Raw genomic sequence first — 11,347 nt, 5'->3', positions numbered from 1 at the left:
GACCAGCGACGTGCGGCCGGGCCGCGAGCACGACACCCGCTGCGCCCGTACCCACCCCGGGCTGCTCGAGGGCCTGGCCGCGTTCACCGACGACACCCACGCCGCGCTGGGCGACCTCGGCTACGAAGGCGAAGCCGACCGGCTCACCGTGCCCATCAAACTCGCCCCCGGCCGCGGGCAGACGGTCAACCAGCGCACCGTCAACACCCTGCACTCAGCCCTTCGTGCTCTGGCCGAACGCGGAAACGCCCTGCTCAAGACCACCTTCGCCGCGTTGCGGCGAGTCACGCTATGTCCCTGGCGCACCGGCGCGATCACCGCAGCTGCGCTCGTACTACTCCACACCGAGTACGACCGCACGACATGATCAACCCGCTACTGAGAACACCTCAGTGGGTGCTGGTCCGGTCATGGTGTCTCCCGCGGTGCGACGATGGGATCGGTCCCCCTACCGACCGCGTCGCGGCACCGGACTCATCGCCCCCGGCGACGTCGGTCCGGTGCGACGCCCGGACCGGCACCGGTGATCCGACCGCGGGACCCGGGTCCCCGACGCGACGGCCGGCCGCGCCGACACCGGTCCGCACCGGGCCCACCGGACTCACCGGGCCGCAGCGCGACCCGGCGCCGGGCCGGTGAGCGGGCCGGTGAGCGGGCCGGTGAGCGGGCCGTCAGCCGGTCTTGGACAGCTGCCCGCGCAGCGCACCGGTCCGGTACTGCTCGGTGTGGATGTCGACGAACCAGGCAGCCGGGTTGGCCTCCAGGTCCGTGACCGCGAACCCGGTGCCGGTGTCGACGCCGCCGACGATCACACCGGTGGTGAACGGTCCCTGCAGGCAGCCCTTGCTGGTCATCGGGCCGCCGGGCGGGCCCTGCGGGTCCGGGAAGGCCATCCTCGGGTTGCCGGACTCGTTCGGCTGCCCCTCCTGCAGGTGCGTGGCGGTCCGCGCGGGGCTGCTGAACGGCGGGGTCACCCCGGTGACCTGGATGTCGTAGCAGACGATGTTCTGCTGGCTGTTCAGGCGGAGGGTGAAGGTGCCGGTCGCGCCCTGCTGGCCGGGCACCGGTGCGCCGTCGTCGGCGCGGACCGCGTCCGGGGTGAGGGTCGCGGTGAGCGTGCTGGTGAACGTGGGCGGCTCCGGGACGGGTGCGTCCTCGGCCAGCGCGGGTGACGCGGTGAGCGCCAGTCCCGCCACCGCGCAGAGCGCGCCCCCGACCCACCTGATCGACCGCAGTCCCATCGGTTCCCCCTCGTGCTCGCGTGTCGCCGAAGGGCAAGCATGCGGACACGACGGGCCCGTCCGCGCCCCCTCGGGGTGTTGTCGACCGCTTCGGGTGGGGCACGGGCCGATCCGGTTTCGACCGGGCATTCCGGGGCACGGCCCGGAAAACCGCGCGATTCCGTCGGGGGTCACGGCTACCGTCGATCACCGATCGCGTCGGAGATCCCGGAGCGCGGTCTCGTCGGGGGTGTCGAGGGTGCGCGCGCTGTCATGGCGTCGGCTGGGTGGACCGGTGTCGTTCGTGGCCGTGGGCGCCGCGGTGGTGGCCGCGGTCGCGGAGGCGACGGCGGCGACCGTGGTCGGGGCGGTGGTGAGCGGGCCGACGGCCACCCTGATCGCCGTGCTCGCCGCACTGCTGCTGGGCGCCGCGCTGCTGGACGCCCTGGGCCGGGTCCTGTTCTCCGGGGTGGTCGGGCGCGCGGAGGGCAGGTTGCGTGCGGACCTCGTGGGGTCCGCGCTGGCGCAGCCGCTGCCCGCGCTGGAGGACCAGGCGGTCGGGGAGCTCCTCGACCGGGTAGACGACGACTGTCGCCAGCTCGCCCAGCTCATCCGGCGGATCGGCTGGGAGACCGGCCGGTCGCTGCTGCGCTCGGTGGTCGCATGGATCGTCGCCGGGCTGGTGTTCTGGCCGGCGTTCGTCGTGTTCCCGCTGGTCGCCGCCGCAATCGTGCTGGTGGCGCGGCCGTTGACGCCGCAGATCGCGCGGGCCAAGGTCGCCGAGGAGACGGCCTGGTCGGACCACGCGGCGCAGCTGGAGGAGTCGGTCGCCGGCCAGGACGACGTGCGCACCTCGCTGGGCCAGCCGCACGTGGTCGCCGGGTTCGCCCGCCGGGCCGCGACGGTCGTCGCGCGCACCCACGAGGTGTCCCGGATCGCGACCCGGCTCGGTCTGCGGACGGGCACCGTCGCGCACGCGCTGCTCGGGGCGCTCGCGCTCGGCGGGGTGTGGCTGGTCGCCGGGGACCCGGGCGGCATCGCCGCACTGGTCACGTTGTGGCTCCTGGTCACCGCGTTCGTCGGCCAGGTCGACGCCATCGTCGACCGGATGCCCGACATCCAGGCCGGTCTGGGCGCGCTCACCCGGGTGTCGTCGCTGCTGGAGACCGAGCGGGAGCCCGAGGGCGGCCGTCCCCTGCCGCCGGGGCCGGCGTCGGTGGAGCTGCGCGGGCTGACCGCCGGGTACGACGACGGGTTCCGCCTGGGCGGGATCGACCTGACCGTCCCGGCGGGGACGACGTGTGCGCTGCTCGGCCGTACCGGCTCGGGGAAGTCGACGGTCACCAAGGTGCTCTCGCGCGCCGTGGAGCCGCCGCGCGGGCAGGTGCTCCTGGCCGGGGTCGACGTGCGCGACCTGGACCTGGAGGGCCTGCGCCGCCGGGTCGGTGTGGTCACCCAGCGCACCGAGATCCTGGCCGCGACGCTCGCGGAGAACATCACGCTGTTCGACCCGGCGGTCCCGCGCTCGGCGGTCGAGGCCGCGACGGCCGCGCTGGGGCTCGACGAGTGGGTCGACGCCCTGCCCGACGGCCTGGACACCCGTCTCGGCACCGGCGGGATCGCGCTGTCCTCCGGTGAGGAACAGCTGGTGGCGTTCGCCCGGCTGCTGGTGCGCGACGTCGCCGTCGTCGTGCTGGACGAGGCCACCGCGCGGATGGACCCGCGCACCGAGGAGCGGGTGACCCGCGCGTCGCGGGCGCTGCTCGCGGGCCGCACCGGGATCGTCGTGGCGCACCGGCTGTCGACGATCCGCCGTGCCGACGCCGTCGCGGTGCTGTCCGACGGCCGTCTGGTCCAGCACGGCGCGCGGGAGCAGCTGGCCGCCGAGCCGGGCCGCTACGCCGACCTGCTCGCCGCGGACCGGTCCCTGCCCGGGACCGCGGGCGCCACCGCGACGGCCCCGGCGGGCGCGGCGCGGCACGGCGGTGCCGTCGCCGACCCGGGGTCACCGCTGCTGCACCGGGCCGCCCGTCGTGCGGTGCCGACCCCGGACCCGGTGCCCGCTCCCCCGCTGCGGCGGGTCGTGCTGCGGCTGGCGCTGGCCCACCCGCGGTGGGGTCTGACCGGCGGGGCGATGTTCACCCTCGCCACCCTGGGCTCGGCCACCGGTGTGCTGACCGGCTGGCTGTGGGGCCTCGTCGTCGCGGGGCTGGAGGGCGGCCGCACCCCGTGGGGACCCGCCGTCGCCCTGACGGTGGTGCTGATGCTGTTCCCGGTGTGGATCGCCGTCGCGTTCCGCACCTACCCGCGCTGGTGGTCCGCGGCGACGCTGCGGCTGCGGCTGGGGGTGCTGCGCGGGCAGACCATGCAGCGGCGCGGCCCGCGCTCCCCCGCGGGCGAGGTCGTGGCGCGCGCGTTGGACTCGGACCGGATGATCCTCTACGTGGACCGCTGGGTCGACGTCACCAACTCGGTGATCGTCGTCGTGGTGGCCGGTCTGGTGGCGGCCGACGTGCGCGCGGCCGCCGTCATCGGCGGGTTCCTGCTGGTCTGCGCGGGGGTCGCGGCGATCGGGGCGCCGTTCGCGGGGCGCTCCGGGCGGATCGCGGCCGACGCCAGGGCCCGGTTCGGCACGGCGCTGGGCTCGGTCCTGGAGTCGGTGCGCACGGTGAAGCTCGCCGCCGCGACCGGTGCGCTGCGGGCCCACCTCGCCGACGTCGACGGCGACCGGGTGCGGGCCACGGTCCGGGAGTACCGGGTGCGCACCCTGCTCGACGGTGTCCCCGGGGTGCTGCTGCAGGGCGCGGTGGTGCTCACCTGGTCGCTGTACCTGGTCGGCACCTGGCCGCTGGCGACGGCGCTGCTCGTGTCGACCACGCTGAACGGGGCCGGGTTCCTCGGGCAGGTGTGCGCGGCCGCGGTCACCGAGGCCCCGATCGCACGGCGCTGGCTGCGTGCCGTCGCCCCGTTCGCGGGCCCCGCGGACCTGACGCGGCTGCCGCCGGGCGTCGACCTGGTCACCGGCGCCGCGCCGGCGCCGGCGCCGGTGGAGCGCGAGCCGCTGCAGCGGCTGAGCCTGGAGAAGGTCGCCGCCGTGCACGACGACGGCACCGTCGGCGTCGAGGGCGTGGACCTCGACATCGACGCGGGCTCGCTGGTGCTGGTCACCGGCCAGGTCGGATCGGGCAAGTCCAGCCTGCTCGCCGGTCTGGCCGGGCTGGTCGGGCACGAGGGCGTCATCCGGTGGAACGGGCGCGCGGTCTCCGACCCGCAGACGTTCCTGCGCCCCGGGCAGGTCGCCTACGTCGGGCAGGTCCCCCGGGTGCTGTCGGGCACCTTCGGCGACAACATCGCCCTCGGGCACGACCGCCCGGTGCAGGACGCCGTCGGCGACGCTCGCCTCGACCGGGACGTGGCCGCGGCGGGCGGGCCGGACGCCGTCGTCGGCCACCGGGGCATCCGGCTGTCCGGCGGACAGGTGCAGCGGGTGGCGATGGCCAGGGCGCTGGCGACCGGCGCCGAGCTGATCGTCGCCGACGACGTGTCGTCCGCGCTGGACGTCCGCACCGAGATCGAGCTGTGGGCGGCGCTGCGCCGGCGCGGCAGCACCGTGGTCGGCGCGAGCACGAAGCGGGCGGCGCTGGCCCGGGCGGACCGGGTGGTCGTGCTGGACCGCGGTCGGGTCGCCGACGAGGGCCCCTGGGACGAGCTGGCCGCACGCTGGTCGCACCTGGCGGGCTGAGCCGGGTCACCCGGCCGCGGCGGGCGTCGCCGCGGCCGGTGACCGCTCAGGCCGAGCGCAGGTGCTGCTCGGTCGCGGGCGACGGAGCCGGCCAGCCGATGCTCGGGTCGTGGCCGCGGAAGTTCGACAGCCACCAGCCCCAGTCCTCGGGGACCAGCGAGAACGGGTCACCGTGGCCGAGCTCGCGGGCCGCCCACACCGGCCAGTGCGCGTTGGCCAGGGCCGGGCGGCCCAGCATCACCAGGTCGAGCTTCTCCTCCCGGATCGCGCGGTCGGCGTTGGCCGGGATGCCGAGGTTCCAGCTCACCGTGACCGGGATGCCGATCTCCCGGCGGACCCGGGCGCCGCGTTCGACCCAGGCCGAGACGTGCGGGAAGTGCGGGTCGCGCATGTCGTCGGTGTTGCCGCCCATCGACAGGTCGGCCATGTCGGCGCCGTGCTCCTTGAGCCACCCGACGACCTCGATCGAGTCCTCCCACTGCACGCCGTCGGGGTGGTAGTCGTCGGCTCCGAGGCGGAAGGTCAGCGGGTACTCCTCCGGCCAGACCTCGCGGACGGCGTCCATCGCCTCCAGCAGGAACCGGGCCCGGTTGGCCTTGCTGCCGCCGTAGGCATCGGTGCGCCGGTTGGCCAGCGGCGAGTAGAAGCTGGCGCCGAGGTAGCCGTGCGCGAAGTGCATCTCCAGCCACCGGTAGCCGGCGTCGAGAGCGCGTCGGGCGGCCTCGGCGTACTGCCGGTGCACCGCCGCGATCTCCTCGACGGTGAGGGCGTGCACCGGGTACGGGCGCTTGCCGAAGCCGTAGGGGACGTCCGACGGTCCGACGACCTGCCAGCCCTCGGGGTGGTCGGGCGGCAGCTGGCGGCCGAGCTCGTTCGCCACCCACGGCTTGAGCTCGCTGCCGTTGCGCCCGGTGTGGCCGAGCTGGATCGCCGGCACCGCGCCCATGTCGCTGATCATCGCGGTGACCCGGGCGTGGCCCTCGATCTGGTCGTCGTCGTAGATCCCGGCACAGTGCGGGGTGGTGCGACCCTCGGGGGCGATCGCGACCTGCTCGGGGAAGATCAGCCCGAACCCGCCGGCGGCGCGCGCGCCAAGATACATGAGGTGGAAGTCGTTCATCTTGCCGTCGACCGAGCGGTACATCGTCATCGGCGACATCGCGATGCGGTTGCGCAGGGTCACGCCCTTGAGCGTGTAGGGGCTGAACAGGTCAGGCACGGGCACTCCTCGGGGAGATTCGGTCGTGCACAACCATGCTCTCGGCTCGTCACCATCGGGTGACTGCCGGTTCCCGTCCGGTAACGGGCCCCTCACATCGTGGGTGGGCCCAGCCGTGAGGCGCCCGGACGGCGCACCCGGTTCGGCCGGGCGCGACGGTCCGGGCGGCGGCGGGCCACGGCGGCTCAGCCGCAGTGGTTCTCGTGCCCGGTGTGCGCGGCGTGCTCGACCTGCAGGGTGGAGTGGTCGAGGCCGAACCGCTCCCGCAGCACGTGCCCGGCACGGTCGAGCACCGAGGCGTCCCCGCAGTGCCCGGAGACCTCCTCGTCGACGACGACGTGCGCCGACATCGCGGGGGTGCGGTCGTTGATCGCCCACACGTGCAGGTCGTGGACGTCGGCGACCCCCTCGACGGCCAGCAGCGCCGCCTTGACCTCCTGGGCGTCGATCCCCTTGGGCGCGCCCTCCAGCAGGACGTGCGCGGCCTCGCGCAGCAGCGACACCGCGCGCGGGAGGATCAGCGCGACGATGAACAGCGAGGCGATGGTGTCGGCCCAGGGCCAGCCGGTCGTCAGCAGCACCACGGCGGCGGCGAGCACACCGACCGAGCCGAGCGCGTCGCCGAGGACGTGCAGCATGGCCCCGCGCATGTTCATGTTGCCGCGGTCGCCGCCGGCCAGCACCGCGAGCGAGACCAGGTTCCCGATCAGGCCGAGCACACCGATGACCAGCAGCGGCAGGCCGGGGATCTCGGCCGGGACGAACAGCCGCTGCACCGCCTCCACCCCGACCCACACCACGACCGCGACGAGGGTGAGCGCGTTGAGGGCGGCGACGAGCACCTCGGCCCGGCCCATCCCGTAGGTCCGCGACGTCGTGGCGGGGCGGGCGGCGAGCACGCTGGCGATCAGGGCGGCGACCAGCGCGCCCGCGTCGGTCAGCAGGTGACCGAGGTCGGCCAGCAGTGCGAGCGAGCCGGTGTACACCGCGCCCGCCGCACCGAGGACCGCCGTGACCAGCGTGACGCCCAGCGCCGTCGCCAGCCGGCGACGATCGGTACCCGCCCCGGCGTGCCCCGCCCCACCACCGTGTCCGTGCCCCATGACCGCCACCATACATGCACGTATTCGCATGTGAAACTCCAGCGGGGCCGCTCAGGAGGCGGAGAGCACGTCCCCGGCGACGTCGCGGCACACCGCCCAGCCGTACTCCACGCCCCGCTCGGCAGGGTAGGTGGTGAGCACCGCGAGGGCCCGGTCCGCCCAGACCAGGACGCAGTGCACGTTCCACCCCGCGGCGCCGTGCAGCGTCCAGCCGTTCTTCTCCGCCACCACCCCGGGCAGCGCCGGACGGACACCCGAGCGGCCGTCCGGGGTGACGGCGTCGAGGTCGGCCAGCAGGGCGTCCCCGCCCGGCCACTCCGGTGCGCGGTCGCGCACGCAGGCCAGGATCCGGGCCGCGTCGAGCGCGGCGATCTGGGTGTAGGACCACCACCCCGGCCGCGACGTCGACACCTCCACCCCGCACTCCTCGTCCAGCCGCGCGGTGCTCGCGTCCCGCCCGAGGGCGCGGTAGAGCCGTTCGGCGGCGGCGTCGTCGTCGGAGGCGCGCACGGCGGCGGAGATGTCGGCCCGTTGGGCGGCCGTCACCGGGCGGCCCGCCTGCGCGGCGGCGCGCAAGGTGTCCGCCGCCAGCCATGCCTTGATCGTGGACTCGGCCTCGAAACGGGTGGTCGCGGCGTCCGCCGAGCCGGTCCACCGGCCGTCGTCGGTGTCGAGCAGCGCCCAGGACAGGGTGAGGTCGTCCTCGCCCTCGCGGTCGACGAGCAGCGATCCGGGAGCGAGGTCGAGCGGGTCGGCGGTGGCGGATCCGGTCATCGCCGCGAGCAGCTCGCGCAGGGTGTCCGGGCCGGGTGCCGCGTCGTCGTCGGGGCCGGTCGTCGAGCTCTGGTGCTGCGCCGGCACGACGGCGCCGCCCCCGGGGCGCGGGACCGGACCGTCCGAGGCAACACCGGCGCCCCACAGCGCGGACACCGCCACCACCACCGCGACGACCACGGCCACCGACACGCGGGTACGGGGATCCCGTCCACGGCGTCGCTCAGGTCCGGACACGACCCCTCCGGTCGCGGACGACCGGACGGCCGTCCCGTCCTCGATGGTGCACCGCCGAACGGCGATCCGGACACGGAGGACGGAGGGTTCACACAGCATTTTCAGGATGTGCCCTGCGCTCCGCCCGGCACCGCACCCCGTCCCGGCATACCGTGCCGCAACGATCGACCGACCGACGACGAGTGGGGGTGGCGGCGTGGGCTGGACGCGCACTATGCCGGTGGAACGGATCCTGGCCAGGGGCAGAGCCGGCGACGGCTCCGAGGACGTCGGCGGCGAGGGGCGGGGCACGCCGCTCAAGCGCACGCTGAAGGCCCGTGACCTGGTCGGATTCGGCGTCGGCATCATCATCGGTACCGGGATCTTCACCCTGGCCGGGGTCGAGGCCCAGCAGCACGCGGGCCCGGCGGTGACGTTGTCGTTCCTGATCGGCGCGGTCGTCGCCGGGCTCGCCGCCGTCTGCTACGCCGAGCTGGCCTCCTCCGTCCCGACGGCGGGCTCGGCCTACACCTACGCCTTCGCCACCCTCGGCGAGGTCTTCGCCTGGATCATCGGCTGGGACCTGCTGCTGGAGTTCGGCCTCGGCCTCGCCGTCGTCTCCCGCAGCTGGTCGGGCTACCTGGCGTCGCTGTTCGGGCTGCCGACGGACTGGTTCGGGGAGGACGCCACGATCAACGTCGGCGCGGTGCTGATCATCGCGGTGCTGACCGTCGTCGCGGTCGCGGGCATCCAGCAGTCGTCACGGCTGACGAACCTGCTGGTCCTGGTGAAGCTCGCGGTCTGCGTGCTGATCCTCGCCGTCGGCGTGTTCTACATCGACCCGGCCAACCTGCAGCCGTTCATCCCGCCGGCCCAGGCACCGGAGGACGGCGGCTCGGTCTTCACCCAGCCGATCATCTCCGGGGTGTTCGGGCTCGCCCCGACCGTGTTCGGCGTCGGCGGCATGCTCACCGCGGCCGCGGTGGTCTTCTTCGCCTACACCGGGTTCGAGGCGCTGGCCAACCTCGGCGAGGAGGCCGAGCGCCCCAACCGCGACCTGAAGGTCGGGCTGCTCGGCGCGCTCGCCATCTGCGCGGTGCTCTACGTCGGCGTCTCGCTCGTGCTCACCGGGATGGTCCCCTACACCGAGATCGACACCGGCGCCCCGCTCGCCTCGGCGTTCGCCGGCGTCGGACTGCCGTGGGTGGGCGCGCTCATCGCGCTCGGCGCGGTCACCGGTCTGACCTCGGTGATGATGGTGGAGCTCGTGACGATCGGCCGGATCGGCTTCGCGATGGGCCGCGACGGCCTGCTGCCGAAGGCCATCGGCACCGCGCACCCCCGGTGGGGCACCCCGCACCGCATGACGATCATCGGCGGTGTCGTCTGCGCGGTGATCGCGGCGTTCACCCCGATCACCGCGCTGGCCGACATGGTGTCGATCGGCGCGCTCTCGGCGATGATCATCGTCGCCGTCGCGGTGCCGGTGCTGCGCCGGACCCGCCCCGACCTCGACCGGCCGTTCACGGTGCCGTTCTCGCCGGTGGTGCCGGTGATCACCGCGATCGCGTGCCTCTACCTGATGCTGAACCTGAACCTGGACACGTGGATCCGGTTCGCCGTCTGGCTGGCGCTCGGCCTGGTGGTCTACGCCCTCTACGGCCGCAGGCACTCCTTCCTCGCACGCGAGGAGCAGGAGGGCTCCGGGGCCGGGCGGGACCGGGACTGAGCCGGCCCCGCCGGGCCGCGGATCAGCGGTGCAGGGCCTCGCGGGGGGTGATCTCCCCGCGGGCCAGCGCCCGGCGGACCCGGCGGGCCGCGGTCAGCCTGCGCCGGACCTGACGGACCGGCTCGACCTGGGTCGCACGGTGCAGACGCTCGTTGAGCCGGCCCTGGTCGTGCCGGCGGTCGAGCAGCGACCAGGAGAAGGCCAGCGCGTCCTCGGCGCCCTCGAGACGCTCGGGGACGGTCTCGAACCACTCCATGCTCGCCCGGGCCATCCGCTGGACCGGTGCCATCGCGGCGCGGCGGCGGGCGTCGTACCCGGCGAGGGCGGCCTCGACGTCGTCGGTGCCGCGGGTCCCGCGCGGGTACAGCTCCTCGGCCAGCGCGATCGAGTCGGCGACGGCGAGGACCGTGCCCGAGCCGATGGCGAAGTGGGTGGTGTGGGCCGCGTCGCCGGCGAGGACGACGTTGCCGTCGCGCCAAGACATGTTCCGGACCTCGCGGAACTGCAGCCACGGCGAGGAGCCCATGCCGGGCGGGGCGATCAGCGAGTGCCCGTCGAGCGAGTGGGAGAAGACGCCCTCGAGCATCCGCATGGCCTCGTCGGGCGCCATCGTGTCGAGCCCCAGCCCCGCCCAGGTCTGCGGCGTGCACTCCACGATGCAGGTGCTGACGCAGTCCGCGGCCGGGTAGGCGTGGAACCAGATCCAGCCGGCGTGGGTCTTCTCGAACGCGAAGGTGAACGGCCGGAACGGCTTGCTAGTGCCGAACCAGACGTAGCGGTTGGAACCGTGGGAGATCCGGGTCCCGAAGGTGTCGGCCCGCGCGGCGCGGATCGCGGACCCGACCCCGTCGGCGGCGACGACGACGTCCGCGTCGGCGGTCAGCGGGTCGCGCCCGATGTCACCGTCCACGGCGACGGCCGTGTCGAACATGAGCTTCACCCCGACCTGGCGGGCCCGCTCGGCCAGCACCTCCAGCAGCCGCGCGCGGCCGATGGAGTAGCCGTAGCGACCGCCGAGGTGCACCGGGCGCCCGGAGACCTCCACGACCTGGGAGTCCCACACGTGCGCCGCGGCCCGCACCTTCTCGGCCCCGAGGGGGTCGGTGCGGAAGAGCTCGTCGAGGATGTCCTCACCGAGCGTGACCGCGAAGCCGGAGGCGGTGCCGGGCGCGTTGCGCTCCGCCAGGACGATCTCGTCCTGCCCGCCCGACCGGAGCCGGGCCAGGATCGAGAAGTACAGACCGGCCGGCCCACCACCGACGACCACGATCTTCACACCGGACCTCCATCGGATGTCATCGATCTGGGACGCAACGACCCTACGAACGCGGCGGACCCGTGTGG

General features: G+C 74.5%; 8 protein-coding genes. 3 read left to right on the top strand and 5 right to left on the bottom strand.

The window, feature by feature from the left end; genetic code table 11:
* A partial coding sequence (locus tag Ae505Ps2_RS19450; RefSeq protein ID WP_249265304.1) for a transposase family protein occupies positions 1 to 367 on the top strand: 367 nt, incomplete at its 5' end.
* A gap of 304 nt (positions 368 to 671) precedes the next feature.
* On the opposite strand, the gene Ae505Ps2_RS32670 is transcribed toward Ae505Ps2_RS19450, so the two are convergent.
* Positions 672 to 1,241, bottom strand: a complete 570-nt coding sequence (locus tag Ae505Ps2_RS32670) for a CHRD domain-containing protein (RefSeq protein ID WP_020625213.1) — start codon at positions 1,239 to 1,241, stop codon at positions 672 to 674.
* 274 nt (positions 1,242 to 1,515) lie between these two features.
* On the opposite strand from Ae505Ps2_RS32670, the gene Ae505Ps2_RS19440 reads away from it, so the two are divergent.
* Positions 1,516 to 4,962: an ABC transporter ATP-binding protein gene (locus Ae505Ps2_RS19440; protein WP_212567648.1), complete on the top strand. Its 3,447-nt coding sequence runs from the start codon at positions 1,516 to 1,518 to the stop codon at positions 4,960 to 4,962.
* 46 nt (positions 4,963 to 5,008) lie between these two features.
* On the opposite strand, the gene Ae505Ps2_RS19435 is transcribed toward Ae505Ps2_RS19440, so the two are convergent.
* From Ae505Ps2_RS19435 to Ae505Ps2_RS19425, 3 genes are all read right to left on the bottom strand, one after another.
* On the bottom strand, positions 5,009 to 6,181 hold the full coding sequence (locus Ae505Ps2_RS19435; RefSeq protein ID WP_075554277.1) for an NADH:flavin oxidoreductase/NADH oxidase: 1,173 nt from the start codon (positions 6,179 to 6,181) through the stop codon (positions 5,009 to 5,011).
* Positions 6,182 to 6,366: 185 nt separating this feature from the next.
* The gene (locus Ae505Ps2_RS19430; RefSeq protein ID WP_075311646.1) at positions 6,367 to 7,284 is read right to left on the bottom strand and encodes a cation diffusion facilitator family transporter; all 918 of its coding nucleotides are present in this window, start codon (positions 7,282 to 7,284) and stop codon (positions 6,367 to 6,369) included.
* A gap of 51 nt (positions 7,285 to 7,335) precedes the next feature.
* Positions 7,336 to 8,250, bottom strand: coding sequence for a hypothetical protein (locus tag Ae505Ps2_RS19425; RefSeq protein WP_075553840.1), 915 nt, complete (start codon positions 8,248 to 8,250; stop codon positions 7,336 to 7,338).
* Between the two features lie 241 nt (positions 8,251 to 8,491).
* Here Ae505Ps2_RS19425 and Ae505Ps2_RS19420 point away from each other — a divergent pair, with 241 nt between their 5' ends.
* Positions 8,492 to 10,003, top strand: coding sequence for an amino acid permease (locus Ae505Ps2_RS19420; RefSeq protein ID WP_020623913.1), 1,512 nt, complete (start codon positions 8,492 to 8,494; stop codon positions 10,001 to 10,003).
* Positions 10,004 to 10,025: 22 nt separating this feature from the next.
* On the opposite strand, the gene Ae505Ps2_RS19415 is transcribed toward Ae505Ps2_RS19420, so the two are convergent.
* The gene (locus tag Ae505Ps2_RS19415; protein WP_075305783.1) at positions 10,026 to 11,279 is read right to left on the bottom strand and encodes an FAD-dependent monooxygenase; all 1,254 of its coding nucleotides are present in this window, start codon (positions 11,277 to 11,279) and stop codon (positions 10,026 to 10,028) included.
* Positions 11,280 to 11,347 lie beyond the last annotated feature (68 nt).

This window comes from Pseudonocardia sp. Ae505_Ps2, assembly GCF_001932425.1.
Classification (GTDB): domain Bacteria; phylum Actinomycetota; class Actinomycetes; order Mycobacteriales; family Pseudonocardiaceae; genus Pseudonocardia.
This window is presented reverse-complemented; position numbering and strand designations above follow the sequence as displayed.

Excerpts from the sequence above, each read along its gene's own strand:
- Ae505Ps2_RS32670 (WP_020625213.1), bottom strand. The coding sequence starts at position 1,241 with ATGGGACTGCGGTCGATCAGGTGGGTCGGGGGCGCGCTCTGCGCGGTG.
- Ae505Ps2_RS19430 (WP_075311646.1), bottom strand. The coding sequence starts at position 7,284 with ATGGGGCACGGACACGGTGGTGGGGCGGGGCACGCCGGGGCGGGTACC.